This window comes from Pseudomonas sp. FP2294 (genome assembly GCF_030687625.1).
GTDB classification, from domain to species: Bacteria; Pseudomonadota; Gammaproteobacteria; order Pseudomonadales; family Pseudomonadaceae; genus Aquipseudomonas; species Aquipseudomonas shahriarae.
The window spans coordinates 3,275,713-3,301,254 of the sequence record NZ_CP117441.1 but is presented as its reverse complement, the minus strand read 5'-3'; the positions used below and the strand labels follow the sequence as shown (position 1 = coordinate 3,301,254).

Annotated in this window: 22 protein-coding genes; 11 read left to right on the top strand and 11 right to left on the bottom strand. The window is 62.2% G+C overall.

The features are described 5' to 3' along the window. The first annotated feature begins 172 nt into the window (after positions 1-172). The 3 genes from rpiB to PSH73_RS14555 all read left to right on the top strand — a co-directional run bounded on the left by rpiB (position 173) and on the right by PSH73_RS14555 (position 3,675). Positions 173-634, top strand: a complete 462-nt coding sequence (gene rpiB, locus PSH73_RS14565) for a ribose 5-phosphate isomerase B (protein ID WP_057959243.1) — start codon at positions 173-175, stop codon at positions 632-634. Positions 635-697: 63 nt separating this feature from the next. After that, positions 698-1,678, top strand: coding sequence for a sugar-binding transcriptional regulator (locus PSH73_RS14560; protein ID WP_029293725.1), 981 nt, complete (start codon positions 698-700; stop codon positions 1,676-1,678). A 434-nt stretch (positions 1,679-2,112) separates the two neighbouring features. Continuing rightward, a complete protein-coding gene (locus PSH73_RS14555; RefSeq protein ID WP_057959244.1) occupies positions 2,113-3,675 on the top strand; it encodes a TerC family protein in 1,563 nt (520 codons plus the stop codon). Here PSH73_RS14555 and PSH73_RS14550 read toward each other — a convergent pair. Continuing rightward, positions 3,672-4,034: a co-chaperone YbbN gene (locus tag PSH73_RS14550; RefSeq protein ID WP_057959245.1), complete on the bottom strand. Its 363-nt coding sequence runs from the start codon at positions 4,032-4,034 to the stop codon at positions 3,672-3,674. The two genes, PSH73_RS14555 and PSH73_RS14550, sit on opposite strands and share 4 nt — an antisense overlap. A 306-nt stretch (positions 4,035-4,340) precedes the next feature. Here PSH73_RS14550 and PSH73_RS14545 point away from each other — a divergent pair, with 306 nt between their 5' ends. From PSH73_RS14545 to PSH73_RS14510, 8 genes are all read left to right on the top strand, one after another. Next, the gene (locus PSH73_RS14545) at positions 4,341-5,186 is read left to right on the top strand and encodes a transporter substrate-binding domain-containing protein (RefSeq protein WP_057440842.1); all 846 of its coding nucleotides are present in this window, start codon (positions 4,341-4,343) and stop codon (positions 5,184-5,186) included. Positions 5,187-5,238: 52 nt separating this feature from the next. Next, positions 5,239-5,901: an amino acid ABC transporter permease gene (locus PSH73_RS14540; RefSeq protein ID WP_057440843.1), complete on the top strand. Its 663-nt coding sequence runs from the start codon at positions 5,239-5,241 to the stop codon at positions 5,899-5,901. A gap of 12 nt (positions 5,902-5,913) precedes the next feature. Further along, on the top strand, positions 5,914-6,564 hold the full coding sequence (locus tag PSH73_RS14535; protein WP_057440845.1) for an amino acid ABC transporter permease: 651 nt from the start codon (positions 5,914-5,916) through the stop codon (positions 6,562-6,564). Further along, the gene (locus tag PSH73_RS14530) at positions 6,561-7,328 is read left to right on the top strand and encodes an amino acid ABC transporter ATP-binding protein (RefSeq protein ID WP_057440847.1); all 768 of its coding nucleotides are present in this window, start codon (positions 6,561-6,563) and stop codon (positions 7,326-7,328) included. The genes PSH73_RS14535 and PSH73_RS14530 overlap by 4 nt, the downstream gene beginning before the upstream one ends. A gap of 15 nt (positions 7,329-7,343) precedes the next feature. Next, positions 7,344-7,733 (top strand): RidA family protein, encoded by a 390-nt coding sequence (locus tag PSH73_RS14525; protein ID WP_057959246.1) that lies wholly within the window; start codon positions 7,344-7,346, stop codon positions 7,731-7,733. Between the two features lie 180 nt (positions 7,734-7,913). Continuing rightward, positions 7,914-8,678 carry an IclR family transcriptional regulator gene (locus PSH73_RS14520; protein WP_057440989.1) on the top strand — a complete coding sequence of 255 codons (765 nt, stop codon included), beginning with the start codon at positions 7,914-7,916 and terminating at the stop codon, positions 8,676-8,678. Positions 8,679-8,695: 17 nt separating this feature from the next. Beyond that, positions 8,696-9,904 (top strand): amino acid deaminase, encoded by a 1,209-nt coding sequence (locus PSH73_RS14515; RefSeq protein WP_282405396.1) that lies wholly within the window; start codon positions 8,696-8,698, stop codon positions 9,902-9,904. A 117-nt stretch (positions 9,905-10,021) separates the two neighbouring features. After that, the gene (locus tag PSH73_RS14510; protein ID WP_198817460.1) at positions 10,022-10,930 is read left to right on the top strand and encodes a sugar kinase; all 909 of its coding nucleotides are present in this window, start codon (positions 10,022-10,024) and stop codon (positions 10,928-10,930) included. 37 nt (positions 10,931-10,967) lie between these two features. Here PSH73_RS14510 and PSH73_RS14505 read toward each other — a convergent pair whose 3' ends face one another. The 10 genes from PSH73_RS14505 to PSH73_RS14460 all read right to left on the bottom strand — a co-directional run bounded on the left by PSH73_RS14505 (position 10,968) and on the right by PSH73_RS14460 (position 25,482). After that, entirely contained in the window at positions 10,968-11,243 is a 276-nt protein-coding gene (locus tag PSH73_RS14505) for a peptidylprolyl isomerase (RefSeq protein WP_029293742.1), read from the bottom strand. A gap of 41 nt (positions 11,244-11,284) precedes the next feature. Continuing rightward, positions 11,285-13,834 carry a PAS domain-containing protein gene (locus PSH73_RS14500; RefSeq protein ID WP_305460801.1) on the bottom strand — a complete coding sequence of 850 codons (2,550 nt, stop codon included), beginning with the start codon at positions 13,832-13,834 and terminating at the stop codon, positions 11,285-11,287. Between the two features lie 145 nt (positions 13,835-13,979). Beyond that, complete coding sequence (locus PSH73_RS14495) at positions 13,980-15,932, bottom strand: acetoacetate--CoA ligase (protein ID WP_305460798.1); 1,953 nt, start codon at positions 15,930-15,932, stop codon at positions 13,980-13,982. A gap of 100 nt (positions 15,933-16,032) precedes the next feature. Then, on the bottom strand, positions 16,033-16,806 hold the full coding sequence (locus tag PSH73_RS14490; protein WP_273866597.1) for a 3-hydroxybutyrate dehydrogenase: 774 nt from the start codon (positions 16,804-16,806) through the stop codon (positions 16,033-16,035). 7 nt (positions 16,807-16,813) lie between these two features. Beyond that, entirely contained in the window at positions 16,814-18,205 is a 1,392-nt protein-coding gene (locus PSH73_RS14485; RefSeq protein ID WP_057959253.1) for a GntP family permease, read from the bottom strand. A gap of 286 nt (positions 18,206-18,491) precedes the next feature. Further along, the gene (locus PSH73_RS14480; protein WP_115128434.1) at positions 18,492-19,898 is read right to left on the bottom strand and encodes a sigma-54-dependent Fis family transcriptional regulator; all 1,407 of its coding nucleotides are present in this window, start codon (positions 19,896-19,898) and stop codon (positions 18,492-18,494) included. 49 nt (positions 19,899-19,947) lie between these two features. Next, entirely contained in the window at positions 19,948-21,525 is a 1,578-nt protein-coding gene (locus tag PSH73_RS14475; RefSeq protein WP_057440859.1) for an ABC transporter ATP-binding protein, read from the bottom strand. A 14-nt stretch (positions 21,526-21,539) separates the two neighbouring features. Next, entirely contained in the window at positions 21,540-22,562 is a 1,023-nt protein-coding gene (locus tag PSH73_RS14470) for an ABC transporter permease (RefSeq protein ID WP_169989979.1), read from the bottom strand. Continuing rightward, positions 22,562-23,623 carry a microcin C ABC transporter permease YejB gene (locus PSH73_RS14465; protein ID WP_057959256.1) on the bottom strand — a complete coding sequence of 354 codons (1,062 nt, stop codon included), beginning with the start codon at positions 23,621-23,623 and terminating at the stop codon, positions 22,562-22,564. Before PSH73_RS14465 ends, PSH73_RS14470 begins: the two co-directional genes overlap by 1 nt. Further along, a complete protein-coding gene (locus tag PSH73_RS14460) occupies positions 23,623-25,482 on the bottom strand; it encodes an extracellular solute-binding protein (RefSeq protein ID WP_305460792.1) in 1,860 nt (619 codons plus the stop codon). The genes PSH73_RS14465 and PSH73_RS14460 overlap by 1 nt, the downstream gene beginning before the upstream one ends. Between the last annotated feature and the right edge of the window lie 60 nt (positions 25,483-25,542).

Here is a 25,542-nt window from a genome sequence, read left to right as displayed (position 1 = left end):
GTAATCGCCGGCAATTTCTTAATTTTTGGCGTTTTAGAGGGGTTTGACTGGAAGGTCAGTTAAAACGTGCTTGACAGTTGCGAGGGAATATCCGAGAAATGCCTGATCGAAATTTCACTGAGTGATCATATGATCAGTCTTAAGTTTCACCACGGCAGCGGAGCCTAATGCCATGAACACACCTTTTCCGGTGGCTATCGGATGTGACGAAGCGGGTTTTGAGCTCAAGGAGCTGTTGAAGCGCCATATCGAGACGCTGGGGTATCCGGTGACCGACTTTGGTACCCATTCCACGGCGCCGGTGCTGTACCCGGATATTGCGCTGGCGGTGGCCACGGCCATCAACGGCGGGCAGCAGCGCCTGGGAGTGCTGGTGTGTGGCACGGGCATCGGCATGGCCATCTCGGCCAATAAAGTCTTGGGTATTCGCGCGGCTCAGGCCCATGACACCTATTCGGCGGAGCGGGCGCGCAAGAGCAACGATGCGCAGATCCTGTCCATCGGTGCACGGGTGGTGGGGGCGGAGCTGGCCAAGAGCATCGTCACCGCGTTTCTGGCCTCGGAGTTCGAGGCGGCGCGTTCCGGGGCCAAGGTCGAGCGCATCAACGCCATTGAGCGTGATGGGCATCAGTAGTGGACGTAGCGGGGCAAGAGTCGGGAGAATGCGCCTTTGACGCCGAAACGGAAGCCCGTCCCCATGAGTGACAGTACCCTGCGCACCGCCAGCGATATCGATCTGATGACCGAAGTGGCGATGCTCTATTACCTTGAGAACGTCACTCAGGAAGCCATCGCCAAGCGCTTTGACCTGTCCCGGGCCAAAGTCAGCCGGCTGCTCAAGCGTGCGCGCGATGAAGGGATTGTCGAGGTGCGGGTACTGCAGCATCCGGCGATGAACAACGAATTGGAACAGGCGTTGGTGGAGCGCTTCCAGCTGGACCGTGCGTTGATCGCGGTCGATCACAGTGACGCCGACACCCAGCGCTCCGCCGTGGCCAGCCTGGTGGCCAACTACCTGAACAAGACCCTGGGCGACGGCATGATTGTCGCTGTGGGCATGGGGCGCAATGTGGGGGCGGTAGCCGATAACGTGTTTTTGCCGGTGACGCGCAACTGCACATTTGTCTGCGCCATTGGCGGTTCGCTCAAGGCGGGCGAATACATGAACCCCGACCATATCTGCCGACGCCTGGCCCTGCGTTTTGGCGGCGAGAGCGAAAGCCTGTACGCCCCGGCGCTGGTGGCCAACCCGGAACTGCGCAGCGTGTTGATCAGCAACGACACCGTACGCTCCACCCTCGACCGCGCACGGCGCGCCGATATGGCGCTGATCGGCATCGGCGACATGAGCGAGAACAGCAATATGGTGCGCATGGGCTGGTTCTCACCCCAGGAAATCGCCCAGGCGCGCTTGTCCGGCACGGTGGGTGACATGATGGGTTACGACTTTATCGACATTCATGGCCAGCCGGCGGTCAACGCCATCCAGGGGCGGGTGATCGGCTTGACGGTGCAGGAGTTATTCCGCATTCCCGATGTGGTGGCGATTGCCAGTGAAAACACCAAGGCGGCGGCGACCCTGGGGGCGTTGCGCTCGGGGGTGATCAATACGCTGGCGACCACGGTAACCAATGCCCACACCATCCTGGCGCTGGACGACGCTACCCGCAAAACCTGACCTGTCGCCTCTCAAAATATGGGCACTGGCGTGTGGGGGGGGCTGGCTTGTGTGGGAGCTGGCTTGCCTGCGATAGCATCGCCTCGATCTAACTGATACACCGAGGTGCCTGCATCGCAGGCAAGCCAGCTCCCACACAAGCCACCACGCAAGACCACGGCACAGGCTTTCGAGGGGCGGCTTTTACAGATCTTGTAATGGTTTTAAATTGTAGGGAATTTGTATTTTTCATGTAGGATTAACGTCCTTTTCTCACTGCAGGATTTGCATGAACACCCTCTCGGAGCCCCCCAGTCGTCTTTCTCCAAGACCGCTACTGCCGACGTTCCCGCTGAAACATCCTCTATTTAGGCTGCTAACCTTTTCCCGGTCATCGGACCGCGTTTTGTTGTGCCCGGCATTCTGAAAATCAATAAAGAGACAGAGACTTCTATATGGAATGGTTAGCGGATCCAACGGCCTGGCTCGGCCTGTTGACCTTGATTGTGTTGGAACTGGTACTGGGTATAGACAACCTGGTGTTTATCGCGATCCTGGCGGACAAGCTGCCACCGGAGCAGCGTGACCGTGCGCGGTTGATCGGCCTGTCCCTGGCGTTGATCATGCGCCTGGGCCTGTTGGCGAGTATTTCCTGGTTGGTGACCCTGACCCAGCCGTTGTTCGAGGTGTTCGACAAGAGCTTCTCCGGACGTGACCTGATCATGCTGTTTGGTGGTGTGTTCCTGTTGTTCAAGGCCACCATGGAGTTGCATGAGCGGCTCGAAGGGCATGTCACCGAGCGCACCGGCAATGCCGCCTACGCGATGTTCTGGCCGATTGTGGCGCAGATCGTGGTGCTGGACGCTGTGTTCTCCCTCGACGCGGTGATTACTGCGGTCGGCATGGTTGACGAGCTGGCGGTGATGATGATCGCGGTAATCGTGTCCATCGGCGTAATGATCGTGGCCAGCAAGCCGCTGACTCGCTTCGTCAATGCGCACCCGACGGTGATCATGCTGTGCCTGGGCTTCTTGATGATGATCGGTTTCGCCCTGACCGCCGAAGGTCTGGGCTTCCACATCCCGAAAGGCTACCTGTACGCGGCCATCGGCTTCTCGATCCTGATCGAGGTGTTCAACCAGATCGCCCGGGCGCGCCGCAAGAAGTCGGCGCAAGGCCTGCGGCCGATCCGTGAGCGCACTGCTCATGCGGTGATGCGTCTGCTGGGCGGTCGCAGCCTGGCGGTGGAAGAAGTGGGTGAGGACGTTACGGACCTGTTGGGCGACTCGCAGGACCATCAAGGCCCGCTGTTCGACCGTCGCGAACGGATCATGATCAGTGGTGTGCTGCAACTGGCCGAGCGGCCGATCCGCACCTTGATGACCCCGCGGGCGAATGTCGACTACATCGACTTGGCCGACGACCCTGAGACGATCCGCCTGAAACTGATGCACTCGTCCTACTCGCGCTTGCCGTTGATCCGTAACGGCGCGGTGGATGAGCCCCTGGGCTTCGTGCATAAGAAGGAGTTGCTCAAGGAGTACCTGGCCGGCAATGAGCCGAACCTGGAACACCTGGCGCGGCGGGCGATCAACCTGCTGGACAGCTTCTCGATCCTCAACGCCCTGGAGCAGATGCGCCAGGAGTCGACGCACATTGCCTTTGTGATCAACGAATTTGGCGATTTCATGGGGGTGTTGAGCATGACCGACATCCTTGAGTCCATCGCCGGTGAGTTGCCCGATGCCAGTGAAGTCGAAGGTCCGGACATCGTCGAAGAGCAGGGCGGTTATCGCGCCAATGGTGCGTTGAACCTGAACCTGATTCGCCAGCGCACCGGGTTCAAGGCTGTGGCCACCGAGGATTACCAGACCCTCGCCGGCCTGGTCATGAGCCTGTTGGATCGCCTGCCAGTGGTCGGTGACAGCCTGGAATACGAAGGCTGGCGCCTGACCGTGGCGGCGGTGGAGGAGCGGCGGGTGACGCAGGTACTGCTGATCCCTGTCGCGCTGGGTTAACGGGGCTTTGCCCGTTTGGTCGGCACACCCCGGGTGTGCCGCTCGAAGGTTCTTTTCAGGGTCTGCTCCTGGGTCTCCCAGGGGCCGAACCCCTTGAGCTTCTCTACCAGCCTGCCGTTTTTCAAGATCAGCAGCGTCGGCGTGCCGGTCACCTCGGGATGCCGTGGGGTCTGGCTGGTGTCCAGTACATAAAGCGCCGCCTGGCGTCGATAGCGACCGGCCACTTTGCTGAACAGTGGCTTGGCCGCGCCGCACGCCGCGCACTGGGGCGATACAAACAGCATAAACACCGTGCGGGGCGTCTGCAGCGCACGTCTATACGCCTGTGCGTCGTCGATCACCGTGTTGATCGGTCCCATGACAGTCTCCTTGTAGGCACTTGGCCAAACCCTAAGTCGGGTGGGCCGGACGGTCTACTGTGAGAATTCACAGGTAACGCACCCAAATGGGATGGACCGCAACGGATTGTGGCGCACGGTAGCAGTGTGTCTGCCGGCGCTGGCGGCGCGGTGATTCGTCGGTGCCTTCTTATCTCTCTGATTTAAAAACACTTGCGCGCTTCAATAGGCTTCTGCTGCTGGCTGTGGCACACTTTCTGCTGTCTATTCCGTTGTTACATACCTGATTCCGGTATAGCGGAATACACAACTTCTGGAGTGCTTGCCATGCATCGCCGACCTTCCGTGTTTAAAGCCTGTGTTTTTCTCTTCGCCGCATCGGCTTGCCTCGCCAGCCAAGTGCAGGCGGACAGCAAGCTCGATGAAGTGCTCAAACGTGGGCATCTGCTCGTCGGTACAGGCAGTACCAATGCGCCGTGGCACTTCCAGGGAGCGGATGGCAAGTTGCAGGGGTTTGATATTGATATCGGGCGCATCGTCGCCAAAGGCCTGTTCAACGACCCGAGCAAGGTCGAGTTTGTGGTGCAGTCGTCCGATGCGCGGATTCCCAACCTGTTGACCAACAAAGTCGATATGAGCTGCCAGTTCATCACCGTCACCGCCAGCCGCGCGCAGCAGGTGGCGTTCACCCTGCCGTACTACCGCGAAGGTGTGGGCCTGTTGTTGCCGGCCAACAGCAAATACCAGCAAATCGAAGACCTGCAGGCAGCGGGGGATGACGTCACTGTGGCGGTGCTGCAAAACGTCTACGCCGAAGAGCTGGTGCACCAGGCGCTGCCCAAGGCCAAGGTGGATCAATACGACAGCGTCGACCTGATGTACCAGGCGGTGAACTCCGGGCGTGCCGACGCGGCGGCCACCGACCAGTCCTCGGTCAAGTACCTGATGGTGCAGAACCCCGGCCGCTACCGCAGCCCGAGCTACGCCTGGAGCCCGCAAACCTATGCGTGCGCGGTCAAACGTGGCGATCAGGACTGGCTGAACTTCGTCAACACCGCCCTGCACGAGGCGATGACCGGCGTCGAGTTTCCGACCTATGCAGCCTCGTTCAAGCAGTGGTTTGGCGTTGATCTGCCGACCCCGGCGATTGGTTTTCCGGTGGAATTCAAATGATTGTTGAGCGCGGGGCGTCGCAGCGGGCGCCCCAATCAAGGTAGTGCCGACCATGAACTATCAGCTGAATTTTGCCGCAGTCTGGCGCGATTTCGACACCTTGCTGGCGGGCCTCGGCCTGGGCCTGCAACTGGCCTTGCTGTCGATTGCCATCGGCTGCGTGATCGGCCTTTTGATGGCTTTTGCCATGCTGTCCAGGCACCGTGCGCTGCGGATTCTGGCCTCGGTGTATGTGACGGTGGTGCGCAACACGCCGATCCTGGTGCTGATCCTGTTGATCTACTTTGCCTTGCCCAGCCTGGGCATCCGCCTGGACAAGATCCCCTCGTTCATCATCACCCTGTCGTTGTACGCCGGGGCCTACTTGACCGAAGTGTTCCGTGCCGGCCTGTTGAATATTCCCAAGGGCCTGCGCGAAGCCGGCCTGGCGATTGGCCTGGGGGAGTGGCAGATCCGCGCCTACATCACGGTGCCGGTGATGCTGCGCAACGTGCTGCCGGCGCTGTCGAACAACTTTATCTCGCTGTTCAAGGACACCTCTCTGGCGGCGGCGATTGCCGTGCCGGAACTGACCTATTACGCCCGCAAGATCAACGTCGAAAGCTACCGGGTGATTGAAACCTGGCTGGTGACGACCGCGCTCTACGTGGCGGCCTGCTACCTCATCGCCATGCTGCTGCGTTACCTGGAGCAGCGCCTGGCGATTCGTCGATAAGAGGGGTTTTCCATGTATTGGCTGCATGAGTTGTGGATCGCCCGGGCAACCCTGTGGGCAGGGTTCCAGACCAGCGTGTATTGCTCGGTGCTGGCGATTATCTTCGGCACCCTGATCGGCATCGTCGCCGGGTTGGTGCTGACCTACGGCAAGTTCTGGATGCGCGCGCCGTTTCGTCTGTACGTTGACCTGATCCGTGGCACCCCGGTGTTTGTGCTGGTACTGGCCTGCTTCTACATGGCCCCGGCGCTGGGTTGGCAGATCAGTGCGTTCCAGGCCGGTGCCCTGGGCCTCACGCTGTTTTGCGGCTCTCATGTCGCCGAGATTGTGCGCGGTGCGTTGCAAGCCATTCCCCGTGGGCAACTGGAAGCGGGCAAGGCCATCGGCCTGACCTTCTATCAGTCCCTGGGCTATGTGTTGCTGCCCCAGGCACTGCGGCAGATTTTGCCGACCTGGGTCAATTCCTCCACCGAGATCGTCAAGGCCTCGACCCTGCTGTCGGTGATTGGTGTTGCCGAGTTGCTGTTGAGCACCCAGCAAGTGATCGCCCGGACCTTTATGACCCTGGAGTTCTACCTGTTTGCCGGCTTTCTGTTCTTTGTCATCAACTACGCCATCGAGTTATTCGGGCGCTACATTGAAAAGCGGGTGGCCTTGCCATGAATCAACCATTGCTCAACATCAGCGGCCTGCGCAAGCAATACGGTGCGGTGGAAGTCCTCAAGGGCGTTGACCTGTCGCTGCAGCGCGGCAACGTGGTGACCTTGATCGGCTCCAGCGGCTCGGGCAAGACCACGCTACTGCGCTGCGTCAACCTGCTGGAAGAGTTCCAGGGCGGGCAGATCACCCTCGACGGCGAGTCCATTGGCTATGCCGATGTTGCCGGCAAGCGCGTGCGTCACCCGGAAAAACTCATTGCCCAACACCGCGCCATGACTGGCATGGCGTTCCAGCAATTCAACCTGTTCCCCCATCTGACGGCGTTGCAGAACATCACCCTGGGCCTGCTCAAGGTCAAGCATATGGGCAAGGACGAGGCGGTGGCCCTCGCGGAAAAATGGCTGGAGCGCGTCGGCCTGCTGGAACGGCGCAACCACTTCCCCGGTCAGTTGTCCGGCGGCCAGCAACAGCGGGTGGCGATTGCCCGGGCGATTGCAATGAACCCCAGTCTGATGCTGTTCGACGAAGTGACCTCAGCGCTGGACCCGGAGTTGGTCGGCGAGGTGCTCAGTGTGATCAAGGGCCTGGCGCAAGAGGGCATGACCATGTTGCTGGTGACCCACGAAATGCGCTTTGCCTACGAGGTTTCGGACAACATCGTGTTTATGAACCAGGGGCGGATTGAAGAGCAGGGCCCGCCCAAAGCGGTCTTTGAGCGCCCGCAATCGCCACGCCTGGCGGAATTTCTGAAAAATATTCGTTTTTAATCAAGGAGCAACTTTATGAGCATTACTCGTTACGGCGCCGGCAGCACTGCCGGCGGTGGCCAACCCCGCCCATTTGCCCGTGCAGTGGAGGCTGATGGCTGGTTGTACGTGTCGGGCCAGGTGCCGGCGGTGGATGGCGAGATTATCAACGGCGGGATTGTCGAGCAGACCCACCAGACCATGAAGAACGTGGTAGCGATCCTTGAAGAGGCCGGCTACGGGCTTGAAGACGTGGTCCGGGTCGGCGTATGGCTGGAAGACCCGCGGGATTTCTGGAGTTTCAACAAAGTCTTCGGCGAATACTTCACCCCCGAACACGCCCCGGCGCGGGCCTGTGTGCAGGCGAATATGATGGTCGATTGCAAGGTTGAGATTGATTGCGTGGCCTACAAGAAAAAAGGCTAAATGCCCGATCTCAAGACCACTAAAAATTCAATGTGAGAGTGAATTCGGGTGGGAGCTGGCTTGCTCGCGAAAGCGGTGTATCAGTGCCAGATTTGTTGGCTGGCACGCCGCTTTCGCGAGCAAGCCCGCTCCCACACAAAGCGACTCTTACATGGACCTCTTACGCTGATGAAGACCGCCATGACCGAAGACACCATCAAGCGCCGCGCAAAAGGCCTGGACCGAGCGTTCGATATCCTCGATTTTCTCAAGGAAGTCGGCCAGCCCCTGCGCCCCAATGATATTGCCAGTGGCATCGGCAGCCCTAAGTCCACGGTCTATGAACTGGTCGCCTCCCTGCTGGAGCGGCGGATTCTCGAAACCGTGGGCAAGGATGGGCACGTGTACCTGGGGCGCCAGCTGTACTTCCTCGGCCAGGCCCACTTGCGCCATTTCGACCTGACCCGCGAGGCCGATCACGCCTTGCAGGAGATCGTCAGCCAAACCCACGAGACGGCGCAGATGTGCCTGCTCAACGGGCGCAAGTACACGGTGGCGCTGATGCGCGAGGGCGAGCGGCACTTCCGGATTTCTTCGGATATCGGTGAAAACGCGCCCATCCCCTGGACTGCGTCCGGGCGCCTGTTGCTGGGGCATTTGAGCGACCAGCAGATCATCGACCTGATCGACCACGACGACTTTATCCTGCCGGACGGCCAGCGTTTACCCCTGGACACCTTCCTCGGGCAGATCCGCCAGGCCAGCGTCGATGGCTTCTTTTCCTTCGATAGTGTTGCCGACACCTTTACCCACTGCTTTGCCGCCCCGGTGCGTGACGCCCAGGGTGTCGCCATTGCGACCCTGTGCATCGTCGCCCCACGGGCCGACGCCAAGAACAATTACGACGACTACCGCCGGGTGCTGATCGAAAGCGCCAATAACCTGGCCCGTCGCATCAATGAATAGCGAAACGGAGTAACCCCATGTCTGCCTTCAATGCCGTTGAAAAAGGCGCCGCCGCCAGCGGTGCCCACCTGGTACGCGACGTCAGCCTGCCCGCCCTGGTGCTGCACCGCGCGGCCCTGGAACACAACATCCGCTGGATGCAGGACTTTGTCAGCAACAGCGGCGCGCAACTGGCGCCCCATGGCAAGACCAGCATGATGCCGGCGCTGTTTCAGCGTCAGTTGGCACAAGGCGCCTGGGGCATCACCCTGGCTACCGCAGTGCAGACCCGCGCGGCCTATGCCGGTGGCGTGCGCCGGGTATTGATGGCCAACCAACTGGTGGGCGGGCCGAACATGGCGCTGATCGCCGAGCTGCTGGCTGACCCCGAGTTTGACTTCCATTGCCTGGTCGATCACCCGGACAACGTCGCTGACCTGGGCGCATTCTTCGCCGCCCGTGGCCTGCGCCTGAACGTGATGATCGAATACGGCGTGGTCGGCGGCCGCTGCGGTTGCCGCAGCGAGCAAGAGGTGCTGGACCTGGCGCGGGCAATCAAGGCCCAGCCGGCCCTGGCACTTACCGGGATCGAAGGTTATGAAGGGGTGATCCACGGCGAGCATGCCATCAGCGGAATCCGCGAGTTTGCTGCGTCCCTGGTGCGCCTGGCGGTGGATATGCAGAACAGCGGGGCCTTTGACCTGGGCAAGCCGATCATCACCGCGTCGGGTTCGGCCTGGTATGACCTGATCGCCGAGTCTTTCGCCGCGCAAAACGCCGAAGGGCGCTTCCTCAGCGTGCTGCGCCCCGGCAGCTATGTGGCCCACGACCACGGCATCTACAAGGAGGCGCAATGCTGCGTGCTGGACCGGCGCAGCGACCTCACGGAGGGCCTGCGCCCGGCCCTGGAAGTCTGGGCCCATGTGCAGTCGTTGCCGCAGCCGGGGTTTGCAGTGATCGCCCTGGGCAAGCGCGACGTGGCCTACGACGCCGGCCTGCCGGTGCCCCTCAAGCGCTACAAGGCTGGCGTGCTGCCGGCGGTGGGCGATGACGTGAGTGCCTGCAAGGTCACGGCGGTGATGGACCAGCATGCCTTCATGAGCGTGGCGGCGGGGGTTGAACTGCGTATTGGCGACATCATCTCGTTTGGCACCTCGCACCCGTGCCTGACCTTTGATAAGTGGCAGGTGGGGTGTTTGGTGGATGAGCAGTTGCAGGTGATCGGGACATTGCACACCTGTTTCTAGACCGCGTCGCGGCCATCGCGGGCAAGCCAGCTCCCACATTGGGATTTGTGAACACATTCAAATGTGGGAGCTGGCGGGCCTGGGATGAGGCCCCAAAACCCAGCCGAGAATCCAAATATGACCCCACACCCGCGCATCGCCCTGATCGGCGAATGCATGATCGAACTGCAACACCGCGCCGACGGCAGCCTGCAACAGAGCTTCGGTGGCGACACCCTGAACACCGCCGTCTACCTGCGCCGCGAGCTGGGGGCCAGCAGCACGGTGGATTACGTCACCGCCCTGGGCGATGACAGTTTCAGCGATGCCATGTGCCAGCAATGGGCCGCCGAAGGCCTTGGCCTGGACCGGGTCCAGCGCTTGCCGGGGCGCCTGCCGGGTTTGTACTGCATCCAGACCGATGCCCACGGCGAGCGCAAATTCCTCTATTGGCGCAACGAAGCGGCGGTGCGCGATTGCTTCACCACGCTAGGGGCCGAGCCGGTCCTGGCGGCCTTGCCGTGTTATGACGTGCTGTATTTCAGCGGTATCACCCTGGCTGTATTGGGCGAAGTGGGGCGCGTGCGCCTGTTGGCCGCGTTGCTGGAAGCCCGCCAGCGTGGCGCCCGGGTGGTGTTCGACAACAACTACCGGCCGCGTCTGTGGGCCAGTGTCGAAGCCGCTCGTGAGGCCTATCAGCAGGTGTTGGCGCAGGTGGATATGGCCTTGCTCACCGAAGACGACGAGCGTGCCCTGTTTGGCTATGCCGACAGTGAGCAGGTGTTCGCCGCTTATCCAGGGATCGAGGAAGTGGTGCTCAAGCGCGGCGCGGATGACTGCCTGATTCGCCAGGGCGGCGAGCGTTTTGCGGTGCCGGCGCAGGTAGTCGAAAAGGTGGTGGACACCACGGCAGCGGGGGATTCGTTCAGTGCGGCGTATCTGGCCAGCCGGCTCAGGGGTGGTTCGCCGCAAGAGGCGGCCTTGGCGGGGCATCGGTTGGCCAGCCGGGTGATCCAGATTCCGGGTGCGCTGATTCCCAGGGACTGATCGTTCCCACGCGGAGCGTGGGAACGATCAGGGTGCTCTAGTCGCGGTAGAACACCTGCACCAGGTGATACCCAAACTTGCTCTTGATCGGCCCATGCACCACCCGCAGCGGTTTCTTGAAAATCACCGCATCAATCACCCCGACCATCTGCCCCGGCCGCACTTCACCCAGATCGCCGCCGCGCTTGCCGGACGGGCAGGTGGAGAACTTCTTGGCCAGCACATCAAAGGCTTCGCCCTTGGCAATACGCTGCTTGAGTTGTTCGGCTTCTTCGCTGGTCTTGACCAGGATATGGCGGGCTTGGGCTTTCATCGGGCAGTTACCTTGCAACGGTCGGGCTTGAAGGCGCGGGATTATGCATCAACTTGGCCTTTGACGCCGATCATGCTGCGGATTTTCGTGGCCAACTGGTCAATGGAAAACGGCTTGGCCACCATGTCCATGCCGTCCTCCAGAAAACCCTGGCGCTCGGCGGCGGTCTCGGCGTAGCCGGTCATGAACAGCACCTTGAGTGTCGGGCGGTGCTGGCGAGCGATTTCCGCCAGTTGTCGGCCGTTCATGCCGGGCAGGCCGACATCGGTCACCAGCAAGTCCACCCGCAGGTCAGACTCCAGCAGTGGCAGGGCTGCGCGTGCGTCGGCCGCCTGGTGGGCGGTGTAGCCCAATTCATCCAGCAGGTTGACCACCAGCATGCGCACCGCCGCATCGTCCTCGACCACCACCACGGCTTCGCCGTCCAGCGCCAGGGGGGCTTCCACGGGGACCTGCGGCGGGACTTTTTCCAGGGCGGTGCCATGCAGGCGCGGCAGGTACAGGCGCACGCAGGTGCCCCGGCCCGGTTCACTGTGGATCGTGACGTGGCCGCCCGATTGCTGGGCAAAACCATAGATCATCGACAACCCCAGGCCGGTGCCCTGGCCGATGGGCTTGGTGGTAAAGAACGGGTCGAAGGCCTTGGCCAGGATTTTCGGGGTCATGCCGGCGCCGTTGTCGCACACGCCGAGCATCACGTAGTCGCCGGCCTTGACCGGCTCCAGGGTGGTGATGTCGGTGCCGTCGAGGTAGCTGTTGGCGGTCTCGATGCTCAGTAGCCCACCATCAGGCATGGCATCGCGGGCGTTGATCACCAGGTTGAGCAGGGCGTTTTCCAGTTGGCTGGCGTCGGTGTTTACCGGCCAGATATCGCTGCCCAGCTGCACCTTCAGTTCGATATGGGCGCCTTTGGTACGGCGGAACAGGTCTTCCAGGGACGCGACCAACTGGTTCGGGTCCAGGGGCCGGCGGTCCAGGGACTGGCGCCGGGAGAAGGCCAGCAGGCGATGGGTCAGGGCGGCGGCGCGATGGGCCGAGGACACGGCGGCGTCGGTGAAGTGGCCGATCTCATCGCTACGGCCGGCGGCGATGTAGCGCTGCATCAGGTCCAGGCTGCCGATGATCCCGGTGAGCATATTGTTGAAGTCATGGGCGATCCCACCGGTAAGCTGGCCGACCGCTTCCATTTTTTGCGCATGGCGCAGCGCGTCTTCGGCACGTTCGCGCTCGAACATCTCGTTTTGCAGGCGCTGGTTGGCTTCGGCCAGGGCCTGGGTACGCTGGGCCACGCGTTCTTCGAGGTTGTCGTTGAGGTGGCGCAGGGCTTCCTCGGTGAGTTTGCGTTCGGTCTCATCAATCACAAAGATGTAGAAACCATTGACCGAGCCATCGGCGCTGAAGCGTGGCAGGTACTTCATCAGCGCATGCCGGGGCCGGCCATCGCGATGGGGGGTGACGGTAATGAAGCTGCAGGCCTTGCCCTTGAGTGCGGCGGCGATCTTATCGGCGCGCCCGGCATAGATCTCGGCGCCGATCACTTCGCGGATGGTCTTGCCATACAGCTCTTGCGGGGTCAGGCCATACCAGTCGAGGTAGGCGCTGTTGTTCAGGCGAAAGCGCTCTTCGTGATCGACATAACCGATCAGCACCGGCATCGCGTTGATGATCAACTGCAGCTCGGTCTGGCTCTGGCGCAGGGCTTGCTCGGTGTGCTTGCGTTCGGTCAGGTCCAGGGCCGCCCCGAGAAAGCGCGTCGGCCGGCCGTGGTGATCCTTGTAGCAGCGGCCACGGGCAAACACCCAGCGCACCTGGCCGTCGGCCTGGAGCAGGCGATATTCCTCGGCGTACTCGGAGCCATGGCTGATGCAATGCTTGATGCTGCGGGCCACCATGCCACGGTCTTCCGGGTGCACGCCTTGCAGGTAGTCACTGATGGGCAACTGCCGGGATTTAGCCGGATCAACCCCATGCAGCTGGGCAAAATGGCTGTCGGCGATAAAGCGGTCTTCGCTGATATCCCAGTCCCAGGTGCCCACTGCATCGGTGGCGGCCAGGGCCAGTTGCAAGCGTTGCTCGGTATCGTGCTGGGCCTTGAGGCTGGCCTCGGAGCGTTGTTGCAGCTCCTGGGCGAGTTGCCGGCGCTCGTTGGTTTCAATCGCCGTCACCAGGACCCCGGCGACCTGGCCGCGTTCGTCGCGGATCGGGCTGTAGGTCAGGTCCAGCCAGATTTCCGTATCACGGTGATTGCGCTGCAGGATAAAACGCTGCTCGCTGAAGGTGCGCACCTGGCCGGACAGTACGGCGCTGTAGATCGGGGCGGTGAAGTGTTGCATCTCCGGCCAGACCTGGTGGGTCGGCTGGCCGAAGGCCTGGGGGTGCTTGTTGCCGGCCAGCAGGGCGAAGCCATCGTTGTAGATCTGCGTGAGTTCGTCGCCCCACAGCAACAGCATCGGCATCGGTGAGTGGATGACGATATCGACTGCCGTGCGCAGGCTTTGTGGCCAATGGCTGGCATCACCGAGGGGGCTTGTGGCCCAGTCCAGCCGTGCGATCAGGGCCGCGGCCTGGCTGCCGGTGGGTGATCCGTTCATGTGTAAGTGTCCCGCGCGTAACGCTTGAAGAATGACAGAGGCCGATTATCCCGTGCTGCGGAAACGGCTGCCTACCCCTCGAAAAATAGCATGCTTGAGGGGTTTATCTTCAAATGAGTGTGTGGGCGCTGAAACCTTTCATCCTTTATGCCAGCTCAGGGCGGTCGCGAAACTGCTCCAGGGCTTCGGGGTTGGCCAGGGCATCGGTGTTTTTCACCGGTTCGCCATGCACGACATTCCTTACCGCCAACTCGACGATCTTGCCGCTGATGGTGCGCGGGATGTCGCTGACACTCAGGATCTTCGCCGGCACATGGCGCGGCGTGGTGTTGGCGCGGATCACCTCGCGGATCTGCTGCTCAAGCGCGGCGTCCAGGTGTTCGCCGTCATTGAGGCGCACAAACAGCACCACGCGCACATCGTCCTGCCAGCGTTGGCCGATGGCCAGGCTTTCCAGGACCTGGGGGACTTTTTCCACCTGGCGGTAGATTTCCGCCGTACCGATGCGCACGCCACCGGGGTTGAGCACCGCATCCGAACGGCCATGGATCAGCAGGCTGCCATTGGCGCGTTGCTCGGCATAGTCGCCCTGGGCCCAGACGCCGGGGAACTGGCTGAAATACGAGGCGCGCAGTTTTTCCCCCTGTGGGTCATTCCACAGGCCAATGGGCATGGCCGGGAAGTGCCGGGTGCACACCAGTTCGCCTTTTTCACCGACCAGCGCCTGGCCCTGGTCGTCCCACACTTCGATGGCCATCGCCAGGCTCTTGCACTGCATTTCGCCGCGCCGTACCGGCAGCACCGGGTTGCCGATGACAAAGCAGGAGACGATATCGGTCCCGCCCGACATCGACGACAGGCACAGCTCCTGTTTGATGTCGCGGTACACGTAGTCGTAGCTCTGGGGCGACAGTGGCGAGCCGGTCGAGATCAGGCCCTTGAGGCTACCCAGGTCATGGCTACGACGCGGTTGCAGGCCGGCCTTTTCCAGGGTGGCGAGGAATTTCGGGCTGGTGCCGAACACGCTGATGCGCTCCTGGTCGATCAGGTCAATCAGACGCTCCGGCCCCGGATGAAACGGTGAGCCGTCGTACAGCACTACCGTGGCGCCGATGGCCAGGACCGAGACCAGCCAGTTCCACATCATCCAGCCGCAGGTGGTGTAGTAAAACAGGCAGTCGTCGCGTGACAGGTCGGCGTGCAGGCCATGTTCCTTGAGGTGAGTCAGCAGCACGCCGCCGGTACCGTGGATGATGCATTTGGGCACGCCGGTGGTGCCGCTGGAGTAGAGGATGTACAACGGATGGTCGAAGGGTACGGCGACAAACTGCGGTTCGCCGCCGGGGCGGTAGAAGTCATCCCACAGGGCGACGTTGGCCTGGGTCGGGTAATCCTCGACGCGCGCCTCGGGTCGGGCGTAGGGCACGATGATCAGGTGTTGCAGGGACGGCAGGCGGTCGAGGATTTCATTGAGCTTGGCGCTCTGGTCGATCAGCTTGCCGGCATAGCGATAACCGGCGCAGGTGATCAGCACCTTGGGCTCGATCTGGCCGAAGCGGTCGATCACCCCTTGGGTGCCGAAGTCCGGCGAGGAACACGACCAGATCGCCCCGAGGCTGGTAGTGGCAAGCATGCCCACCAGGGTTTGCCAGGTATTGGGCATGCACGCCGCCACCCGATCACCCAGGCCCACGCCCGCCGCTTGCAGGCTGCGTTGCAGGCCGGCGACGTGGCGGGCCAGTTCGGCATAGCTCAGTTGTTCGCGCTGGCCGTCTTCGCCGATAGCGACCACGGCGGGGTGGTCATCGCGGCGGCGCAGCAGGTGCTCGGCAAAGTTCAGGGTGGCGCCGGGAAACCACTGGGCGCTGGGCATCGGCGTGCCTTCCACCAGCACGGTGCTGGGTGGCGTACGAAACTGCACGTCGAAGAACTCGACAATCGCCGCCCAGAAATCCGGGCGCTGGTCGATGCTCCATTGGTGCAGGGTGGGGTAATCGTTGATCTGCAAGGCGTGGCGATCATTGATAAAGCGCCGGAACTGGTCCATCCGGGTGGTGTGGATGCGTTCCGGGCTGGGTTGCCAGAGGATATCGGACATGGCGCACTCTCTTGTTCTTGTATGAAATCTGCCAGGCACCACACATCCAAACTGTGGGCGCAGGCTTGCCTGCGCCTACAGGGGATTTGCGATGTTTGGGTTACTGGGCCAACCACCCACCATCAATGTTCCACGCCGCGCCACGCACCTGGCTGCCGGCTTCACTGCACAGGAACAGTACCAGTTCACCCAGTTGCGGTGGGGTGACGAACTCCAGGGAGGGCTGCTTCTCGGCCAGCAGATCATGCTGGGCCTGTTGCGGGTCTACGCCTGTAGCAATGCGATCGTCGATCTGCTTTTGCACCAGCGGGGTCAGGACCCAGCCGGGGCAGATGGCATTGCAGGTCACATTGCTGGTGGCGGTTTCCAGGCCGACCACTTTGGTCAGGCCGATCACCCCGTGCTTGGCCGCGACGTACGCGGCCTTGCCGACCGAGCCGACCTGGCCGTGTACCGAGGCGATATTGACGATCCGCCCCCAGCCCTTGGCCTTCATGCCCGGCAGGCTCAGGCGCGTGCTGTGGAACACCGACGACAGGTTGATCGCGATGATCGAGTCCCAGCGCTCCACCGGGAAGTCTTCCACTGCCGCCACATGCTGAATGCCCGCGTTGTTCACCAGGATGTCGATGCCGCCGAACTCGCGCTCGGCGTAGGCGACCATCTCGGCGATTTGCGCCGGGTCGCTGACATCCGCCGGGTGATGGCCGACTTTTCCGCCGAAGGCTTGCACCTGGGCGATCACCGCGCTGGCATCGCCGAACCCATTGAGGATCAGATTGGCGCCGGCCTTGGCCAGGCTCAGGGCAATCCCCAGGCCGATGCCGCTGGTGGAGCCGGTGACCAGGGCGGTCTTGCCGTTCAATGTCGTCATGAAAACCTCACACAATGCCGGTGGCGTAGAAAGTACCGATCACCACGAACACCGCGAGGGTCTTGATGATCGTGATGCCGAAAATATCCTTGTAGGCTTCGCGGTGGGTCAGCCCGGTGACCGCCAACAGGGTGATGACCGCGCCGTTGTGCGGCAGGGTGTCCATGCCGCCGCTGGCCATGGCCGCGACCCGGTGCAGCACTTCCAGGGGGATATTGGCGGCATGGGCCGCGGAAATAAAGCTCTCGGACATGGCCGCCAGGGCGATGCTCATGCCGCCGGACGCCGAGCCGGTGATGCCGGCCAGCAGGGTCACGGTAATCGCTTCATTGACCAGCGGGTTGGGGATGCCCTTGAGCCAGTCCGCCAGCACCAGGAAGCCTGGCAACGAGGCGATGACCGCGCCGAAGCCGTATTCCGAAGCGGTGTTCATCGCCGCCAGCAGCGCGCCGCTGACTGCGCTTTTACTGCCTTCGGCCAGCTTGCTCTTGATCGCCTGGAAGCCGAACACCAGGACCATGATGATCCCCACCAGCAAGGCCGCCTGCACCGCCCAGATCGCGGTGAGCTTGGCGATTTCGGTGGTCACCGGTGCGCTCATGCCCGGCAGGGCGAGGCTGTGGGTCTTGCCGTACCACTGCGGGATCCAGTGGGTGAACAGCAGGTTCATCACCCCCACCAGAATCAGCGGCGACAGGGCGATCCACGGGTTGGGCAGGCTCAGGTCTTCGGCGGTTTCCGGCTCGTTGCGCAAGTCGGTGCCATAGCCTTCACCGGCACGCTGGGCCTTGTTGCGCTGGCGCGCCAGGTACAGCATGCCGGCGCAGAACACAAAGATCGTGCCGATCACGCCCAGCCAGGGCGCAGCCCAGGCGGTGGTGTTGAAAAAGGTGCTGGGGATGATGTTCTGAATCTGCGGCGTGCCGGGCAGGGCGTCCATGGTGAACGAGAACGCGCCCAGGGCAATGGTCGCCGGGATCAGGCGCTTGGGGATATTGCTCTGGCGGAACATCTCGGCGGCGAACGGGTACACCGCAAACACCACCACAAACAGCGACACGCCGCCGTAGGTCAGCAAGGCACACACCAGCACGATCACCAGCATCGCCTGGCGGGTGCCGAGCAAGCGGATGGCGGCCGCGACAATCGAGCGCGAAAAGCCCGACAGCTCGATCAGCTTGCCGAACACCGCGCCGAGCAGGAACACCGGGAAATACAGTTTGATAAAGCCGACCATTTTTTCCATGAACACCCCGGTAAAGGCTGGGGCGACGGCGGAAGGGTCAGTGAGCAACACCGCGCCGAGGGCGGCGATAGGGGCAAACAGGATGACGCTATAGCCACGGTAGGCAGCCAGCATCAGCAGCGCGAGCGCCGCCAGGGCAATGATCACACTCATGGTGTGTCTCCATCGGATTGTTATTGTTGTGGGGTGTAGCTGTAGGAAGGGGCTATAGCGGGAAGCGTGCCAAGTTTGTAACTTATTGATATATATGGATATTTATAATTACTGTGCGATGGCTTTCATACTGAGTCTCTATTTCAAGACAGATGAAATTCCAATGTGGGAGCGGGCTTGCTCGCGAAGGCGCTGTGTCAGGCAATGATTTTGTTGCTGATAGACCGCATTCGCGGGCAAGCCCGCTCCCACATGGAGGTGTCTTTGTTGTGAGATTTATGTCTCTTTATTGAGATTGCTCGATGCCCAGCGCCACCATCTTCTTGTACAGCGTCGAACGCCCGAGCCCCAATTGCTTGGCGGCCTCGATCACATTGCCCCCGCATTGGCGCAACGCTGCACCAATCAACTGCCGGTCAAACCGCTCCCGCGCCACGCTGAAGGTTTCGACCTCTACGGGCGCCACAGCGCTACGCTCCACCGGGCTGAAGGTGCCGATCGCCGCACGAATCTCCTGCGCATCCAACACCAGGTCATCACTGAGCAACGCGGCGCGCTCCAGTACGTTGCGCAGCTCGCGGATATTCCCTGGCCAGGCATGCTGGGCCAGCAGTGCCAGGGCTTCGCGGTCCAGTTCATGCTGGCTGCGCAGTTCTTCGAGGATTGCTTCACTCAACGCCGGGATATCGTCCAGGCGTTCGCGCAGGGGCGGGACCTGGATCGGCAACACGTTGAGGCGGTAATACAAGTCGGCGCGAAACTCGCCACGCTTGATCGCCGCTTCCAGGTCGGTGGAGGTCGCGGCAATCACCCGCACGTCGCTGTGGATCATCTCGTTGGAGCCCACCGGCTCAAATTCTTTCTCCTGCAGCACCCGCAGCAGTTTGCTTTGCAGGGGCAATGGCATGTCGCCGATTTCATCGAGGAACAACGTCCCGCCCTGGGCGATTTGCAATTTGCCGGGGCGGCCCTTGCGGTCGGCGCCGGTGAAGGCGCCGGGCGCGGTGCCGAAGAACTCGGCTTCCAGAAGGTCATGGGGGATGGCGGCGCTGTTGATGCTGACAAACGCTTTGTTGGCTCGGGGTGACGCACCATGGATGGCCTGGGCCAGCAGCTCCTTGCCGGTGCCGGTCTCGCCCAGCAGCAACACCGGCGACTCGGCACTCGCGCTGCGCCGCGCCCGGCGCTTGACCTCGAGGCTGGCAGCGCTGGTGCCGATAAAGTGCGCGAAGTTGTACTTGCTCTGGCGTGAGCGCAGCAGCGAACGGGTCGAAGCCAGTTCCTGTTGCATGCTCAGGTAGCGCTCGATCATCGGCGAGAGGTTGCGCAACTCATCGAACAGGGCAAAGCCGATGGCGCCGATGACCTTGCCGGCATCGTCGTGGATCGGCAGGCGCATCACCACCAACGGGCCTTTGGGCGTGTCCTGGATATCCAGGAGGATCGGCTGGTCACTGCGCACCACCTGGCGTAACAGGCTGTTGGAGATCACCTGCTCGCAAGGTTGGCCGATGGCCTGGTCGGCGCTTTTCAGGCCGAAGCGCTTGGCGTAGCGCTCGTTCATCCACACGATGTTGGCGTCGCGGTCGACAATCACCGTGCCTTCGCTGGACTGCTCGATGATCTCGAACAGGGACTGGATCGCCAGGCCGCGAACGTGCGGGTAGTCCTTGAGGCTTTCGGTGGTGTTCATGGTCGGGGCGCCAAAAATAAAGGATGAGTTCAATGGTAGGAGCCGGCTCCTACAGGGGAGCGTGCGCGGCAGCAAGCAGCTCTTGAGTGTAGGGGTGCTGTGGCGCGGCAAAGACGTCAGCGCATGGCCCGCGCTCAACCACCTGGCCATCCTTGATCACGATCATATCGTGGGCCATGGCCCGTACCACGGCCAGGTCATGGCTGATAAACAGGTAGGTCAGTGCGTATTTTTCCTGCAGTTCACGCAGCAGCGCCACCACTTGTTTTTGCACGGTGCGGTCCAGGGCCGAAGTCGGCTCGTCCAGCAGCATCAAGGCCGGGCGCAGCACCAGGGCGCGGGCGATGGCGATGCGTTGGCGCTGGCCGCCGGAAAATTCGTGGGGGTAGCGGTGACGGCTGGCCGGGTCGAGCCCCACATCCTGCAGCACTTTGATCACCTGGGCGTCACGCTCCTGTGGGCTGCATGGCGCGTGTACTTCCAGGCCTTCGCTGATGATCTGCTGCACCGACATGCGCGGGCTGAGGCTGCCGTAGGGGTCCTGGAATACCACCTGCATCTGCTTGCGCCACGGGCGCATCTGTTTCTGGCTGAGGCTGTCGAGGGCCTCGCCCTGGAAGCGGATGCTGCCGCTGGAGTCGAGCAGACGCAGGATCGCCTGGCCCAGGGTGGACTTGCCGGAGCCGGACTCGCCGACGATCCCCAGGGTCTTGCCCCGTTGTAGGTCCAGGCTGATGCCGTCCACCGCCTGCAGGTACTGCTTGCGCCGGAACAGCCCGCCACCGATGGGGAAGCGCACACTCAGGCCGGCGACCTGCAACACCGTCTCGCGCTGATCCTGGCACAGCGCGGTACCGACCGGTTCGGCATCCAGCAGCAGGCGGCTGTAGGGATGTTGCGGGGCATTGAACAGGGTTTGGCAGTCGGCCTGCTCGACAATTTCCCCGGCCTGCATCACGCACACGCGCTGGGCAATGCTGCGCACCAGGTTGAGGTCGTGGCTGATCAGCAGCAGCGACATGCCCAGGCGTTGCTGCAAGGATTTGAGCAGCAGCAGAATCTTGCGTTGCACCGTCACATCCAGGGCGGTGGTCGGCTCATCGGCGATCAGCAGTTCCGGTTCGCAGGCCAGGGCCATGGCAATCATCACCCGCTGGCGCTGGCCACCCGATAACTGGTGGGGGTAGGACTTGAGGCGTTCCTGGGGGTTGCGGATGCCCACCAGGTCCAGCAGTTCGAGGATGCGTGCCTGCGCCGCCTTGCCGCCCAGGCCCTTGTGCAGCAGCAGGGTTTCGCCGATCTGCTTTTCGATGCTATGCAAGGGGTTGAGGGAGGTCATCGGCTCCTGGAAGATCATCGCGATGCGGTTGCCGCGCAGCTTTTGCAGGGTGCCGGCCTCGGCGCCGATCAGCTCCTGGCCGCGATAGCGCACCGACCCTGTGGTAACGGTGCCGGCCTGAGGCAGCAGTTGCAGGATCGAATGGGCGGTCACCGACTTGCCCGAGCCCGACTCGCCCACCAGTGCCAGGCACTCGCCGGGGCGCACATCCAGGCTCAGGTTGCGCACCACGGTCTGGCCGCTGAAGGCGACGCACAGGTCGCGGATCTCGATCAGGTTGTCAGTCATGGATGCATCGCCCTTCATGATCGTGGGTCGAAGGCGTCACGCAGCGCCTCGCCGATAAATACCAGCAGTGACAGAATCAGCGCCAGGGTGAAAAAGGCCGTGAGCCCGAGCCACGGTGCTTGCAGGTTCTGCTTGCCCTGGGCGATCAACTCACCGAGGGACGCGCTGCCCGCCGGCATGCCGAAGCCGAGAAAGTCCAGGGCGCTGAGGGTGGAAATCGCCCCGGTCAGGATAAAAGGCAGGTAGCTCAGGGTGGCGGTCATCGCGTTCGGCAGGATGTGCCGGCGAATGATCTTGCCGTCGCCCAGGCCCAGGGCGCGTGCGGCTTTCACGTACTCCAGGTTGCGCCCGCGCAGGAACTCGGCACGCACCACATCCACCAGGGCCAGCCAGGAAAACAGCGCCATGATCCCCAGCAGCCACCAGAAGTTCGGCTCGACAAACCCCGAGAGGATGATCAGCAGGTACAGGACCGGCAGCCCCGACCACACTTCAAGAATGCGCTGGCCGAGCAGGTCGACCCAGCCGCCGTAATAGCCCTGCAAGGCGCCGGCGGCAATGCCGATGACGGCGCTGATCAGGGTCAGGCCGAGGGCGAACAGGATCGACACCCGCGCGCCGAAGATCACCCGCGCCAGCACATCGCGGGACTGGTCGTCGGTGCCCAGCCAGTTCACCGTGGACGGCGGGCTGGGGGCTGGGCGGGTCAGCTCGTAGTTGGGCGTGTCGTCGCTGAAGGGGATCGGCGGGAACAGCATCCAGCCGCCGTCTTGCTTGATCAGTTGCTGCACGTAGTCACTGCGGTAGTCGGCCTGGAATGGCAGTTGCCCGCCGAACTGCTGCTCGGTGTAGCGCTTGAACACCGGGAAATACAACTGGTCCTGATAGCTGAGCACCAGGGGTTTGTCGTTGGCGATCAACTCGCCGCCCAGGGTCAGGATAAACAGGCCGATAAACAGCCACAGCGACCACCAGCCCCGGCGGTTTTGCTTGAAACGTTCGAAGCGGCGACGGGCCACGGGAGACAGATTGAGCATCAGGCGTTCCTCGCGGCGAAGTCGATACGCGGGTCCACCAGGGTGTAGCAGAGGTCGCCGATCAGTTTTATCAGCAGGCCAAACAGGGTGAAGATAAACAGCGAACCAAACACCACCGGATAGTCCCGCGACACCGCCGCTTCGTAGCTCATGCGGCCCAGACCGTCGAGGGAGAAGATCACCTCGATCAGCAGCGAGCCGGCGAAGAACACACTGATAAACGCCTGGGGGATCCCGGAGATCACCAGCAGCATGGCGTTGCGAAACACATGGCAGTAGAGCACGCGCCGCTCGCTCAGGCCTTTGGCGCGTGCCGTGACCACGTACTGACGCGTGATTTCATTGAGGAACGAGTTTTTGGTGAGGATGGTCAAGGTGGCGAAACCACCGATCACCAGGGCGCTGACCGGCAGCACAAGGTGCCAGAAGTAATCGGCGATCTTGCCCAGGGTGCTCAGTTGCTCGAAGTTCTCCGACACCAGGCCGCGCACCGGGAACCAGTTCAAGGTGCTGCCGCCGGCAAAGACCACGATCAAAAACATCGCAAACAGGAAGGCCGGCATCGCGTAGCCAATGACGATGGCGGTGCTGCTCCATACATCGAAACTGCTGCCGTGGCGCACCGCCTTGCGGATCCCCAGGGGGATCGACACCAGGTAGGTGATCAGGGTTGCCCAGAGGCCGAGGGAAAGGGTCACCGGCAACTTTTCCAGGATCAGGTCGATCACCGTGGCGCCGCGAAAGAAGCTGTTGCCGAAATCCAGCTGGGCATAGTTCTTGAGCATCAGCCACAGGCGTTCGGGGGCGGACTTGTCGAAGCCGTATTGTTTTTCGATGTCTTTGATCAGCTTGGGGTCAAGGCCGCGACTGGCGCGGGAGCCACTGCTGACGCCGTCGCCGGCCGAGCCGCCGACGCCCCCGCCGCCAATCCCCTGCAAGTGGGCGATGGCTTGCTCCACCGGCCCGCCGGGCGCGGCCTGGACGATCACAAAGTTCACCAGCAGGATAATCACCAGGGTCGGGATGATCAGCAGCAGGCGCCGCACGATATAGGCAAACATCAGTGGGCACCTCGCGGCTTGCTCAGTTCGGCTTTCATCTGCTCATTGGTCAGTGGCGTGGGGCTGACTTCCCACCACGATTCCAGTGCTTCGTCGTTGCTGGCCTCGATGGCCGGGCGACCGAAGCGGTTCCACCACGCGGCCGAGGTGCCGGGCGGGTAGTAATTGGGGATCCAGTAGTAATTCCATTGCAGCACCCGGTCCAGGGCATGGGCGTAGCTGAGCATCTGTGCCTGGGTGGTGGCGCGTACCAGGCCGGTGACCAGGGTATCGACCGCCGGGTTTTGCAGGACGATGTAGTTGTTGCTGCCCGGGTCGAACGCCGACGACGAACCGAAGTAGTTGTACAGCTCCATGCCCGGCGAGGTGGTGACCGGGAAGCCGGTGACGATCATGTCGTAGTCCCGGGTCATCAGGCGGTTGACGTACTGGGACGAGTCGATGCGCCGGATGTTGAGGGTGATGCCGATCTGCGCCAGGTTGCGTTTATAGGGCAGCAGCAGGCGTTCCAGGCCGTTTTGCACATTGAGGAAGGTGAACTCCAGGGGCTCGCCGGCGGCATTCACCAGTTTGTCGCCCTTGGGCGTCCAGCCGGCGTCTTCCAGCAGGGCCAGGGCTTGTAGCTGCTTGTCGCGGATCATGCCGCTGCCGTCGGTGGTCGGCGCCTTGAACACCTGGGTAAAGACTTCGTCGGGGATCTGCCCGCGCAGGGGCTCGAGAATCGCCAGCTCCTGGGCGTCGGGCAATTGAGTGGCGGCCAGTGGGCTGTTGGAAAAGTAGCTTTGCTGGCGGATATACAGGTTGCGCATCATCTGCCGGTTGGCCCACTCGAAATCCCAGAGCATGGCCAGGGCCTGGCGCACGCGGCGGTCCTGGAACATCGGTTTTTGCACATTGAACACATAGCCCTGGGCTGTTTGCGGGGCGTGTTTGGCCAGGTGCGCGCGTTGCAGGCGGCCATCGTCCAGGGCCGGGCCGTTGTAGCCGATGGAATAGCCGGTGGCGGAGAACTCGCGATTGAAGTCGTAGGCACCGCCGCGCAGGACCTGGCGCGCGACTTCGGTATCGCCGAAGTACTCCAGACTCAGGCGGTCGAAGTTGTACAGGCCGCGGCTGACGGGCAAGTCCTTGCCCCACCAGTCGGGATCGCGCTGGAAGGTGATGGTACTGCCGGCATTGATTTTGCTGACCTTGTACGGGCCGCTGCCCAGAGGCGCTTCATAGTCGCCACCATTGGCAAAGTCGCGGCTCTTCCACCAATGCTCGGGGAACACCGGCAGGGTCGCGAGATCCAGGGGCAGGGTGCGGTTTTCATTGCTGGCGAAGTCAAAGCGCACTTGCAGCGGGCCTTCGACCTCGACGTGCTTGACGTCGGCAAACAGTGTGCGAAAGCGCAGGCTGCCCTGGGTCATCAGCAGGTTGTAGCTGTAGCGCACATCTTCTGCGGTGATCGGCTTGCCGTCGGCAAAACGTGCCTTGGGGTTGAGGAAAAATCGCAGGTACAGGCCGTCCTCGGCGCGCTCCATCTTTTGCGCGACCAGGCCGTAGACGGTATAGGGTTCATCCAGTGAGCGGTAGGCCAGGGGCGAATACACCCAGCCGTCCAACTGGCTGACGCCGATGCCTTTGTCGATATACGGCAGCACATGGTCGAAGCGACCGACCTCGAGGGCCGAGCGCTTGAGGCTGCCGCCCTTGGGGGCGTCGGGGTTTACATAGTCAAAATGGCTGAAGCCGGCAGGGTACTTGGCTGGCTCGCCGTAGACGGTCAATGCATGTTGCGGGGCTGCGAACGAGGCGGTACTCGCCAGCAGCAGGGCCAGGGTAGAGCCAACGAACGTGAGGAAATCCAGTCGCATTATCAGCCTTGAGCACCGGGTGAAGAAGGAAGGGGACTTGTACCCTAACCGTGCGCGGGT

What these genes read in the sequence shown, in the direction of transcription:
- PSH73_RS14545 (WP_057440842.1), top strand. Translation starts at nt 4,341, where the DNA reads ATGCATCGCCGACCTTCCGTGTTTAAAGCCTGTGTTTTTCTCTTCGCC.
- PSH73_RS14485 (WP_057959253.1), bottom strand. Translation starts at nt 18,205, where the DNA reads ATGAGTGTGATCATTGCCCTGGCGGCGCTCGCGCTGCTGATGCTGGCT.
- PSH73_RS14555 (WP_057959244.1), top strand. Translation starts at nt 2,113, where the DNA reads ATGGAATGGTTAGCGGATCCAACGGCCTGGCTCGGCCTGTTGACCTTG.
- PSH73_RS14465 (WP_057959256.1), bottom strand. Translation starts at nt 23,623, where the DNA reads ATGTTTGCCTATATCGTGCGGCGCCTGCTGCTGATCATCCCGACCCTG.
- PSH73_RS14535 (WP_057440845.1), top strand. Translation starts at nt 5,914, where the DNA reads ATGTATTGGCTGCATGAGTTGTGGATCGCCCGGGCAACCCTGTGGGCA.
- PSH73_RS14560 (WP_029293725.1), top strand. Translation starts at nt 698, where the DNA reads ATGAGTGACAGTACCCTGCGCACCGCCAGCGATATCGATCTGATGACC.
- PSH73_RS14525 (WP_057959246.1), top strand. Translation starts at nt 7,344, where the DNA reads ATGAGCATTACTCGTTACGGCGCCGGCAGCACTGCCGGCGGTGGCCAA.
- rpiB (WP_057959243.1), top strand. Translation starts at nt 173, where the DNA reads ATGAACACACCTTTTCCGGTGGCTATCGGATGTGACGAAGCGGGTTTT.
- PSH73_RS14495 (WP_305460798.1), bottom strand. Translation starts at nt 15,932, where the DNA reads ATGTCCGATATCCTCTGGCAACCCAGCCCGGAACGCATCCACACCACC.
- PSH73_RS14515 (WP_282405396.1), top strand. Translation starts at nt 8,696, where the DNA reads ATGTCTGCCTTCAATGCCGTTGAAAAAGGCGCCGCCGCCAGCGGTGCC.
- PSH73_RS14550 (WP_057959245.1), bottom strand. Translation starts at nt 4,034, where the DNA reads ATGGGACCGATCAACACGGTGATCGACGACGCACAGGCGTATAGACGT.
- PSH73_RS14480 (WP_115128434.1), bottom strand. Translation starts at nt 19,898, where the DNA reads ATGAACACCACCGAAAGCCTCAAGGACTACCCGCACGTTCGCGGCCTG.
- PSH73_RS14540 (WP_057440843.1), top strand. Translation starts at nt 5,239, where the DNA reads ATGAACTATCAGCTGAATTTTGCCGCAGTCTGGCGCGATTTCGACACC.
- PSH73_RS14475 (WP_057440859.1), bottom strand. Translation starts at nt 21,525, where the DNA reads ATGACTGACAACCTGATCGAGATCCGCGACCTGTGCGTCGCCTTCAGC.
- PSH73_RS14510 (WP_198817460.1), top strand. Translation starts at nt 10,022, where the DNA reads ATGACCCCACACCCGCGCATCGCCCTGATCGGCGAATGCATGATCGAA.
- PSH73_RS14520 (WP_057440989.1), top strand. Translation starts at nt 7,914, where the DNA reads ATGACCGAAGACACCATCAAGCGCCGCGCAAAAGGCCTGGACCGAGCG.
- PSH73_RS14500 (WP_305460801.1), bottom strand. Translation starts at nt 13,834, where the DNA reads ATGAACGGATCACCCACCGGCAGCCAGGCCGCGGCCCTGATCGCACGG.
- PSH73_RS14530 (WP_057440847.1), top strand. Translation starts at nt 6,561, where the DNA reads ATGAATCAACCATTGCTCAACATCAGCGGCCTGCGCAAGCAATACGGT.
- PSH73_RS14460 (WP_305460792.1), bottom strand. Translation starts at nt 25,482, where the DNA reads ATGCGACTGGATTTCCTCACGTTCGTTGGCTCTACCCTGGCCCTGCTG.
- PSH73_RS14505 (WP_029293742.1), bottom strand. Translation starts at nt 11,243, where the DNA reads ATGAAAGCCCAAGCCCGCCATATCCTGGTCAAGACCAGCGAAGAAGCC.
- PSH73_RS14470 (WP_169989979.1), bottom strand. Translation starts at nt 22,562, where the DNA reads ATGCTCAATCTGTCTCCCGTGGCCCGTCGCCGCTTCGAACGTTTCAAG.
- PSH73_RS14490 (WP_273866597.1), bottom strand. Translation starts at nt 16,806, where the DNA reads ATGACGACATTGAACGGCAAGACCGCCCTGGTCACCGGCTCCACCAGC.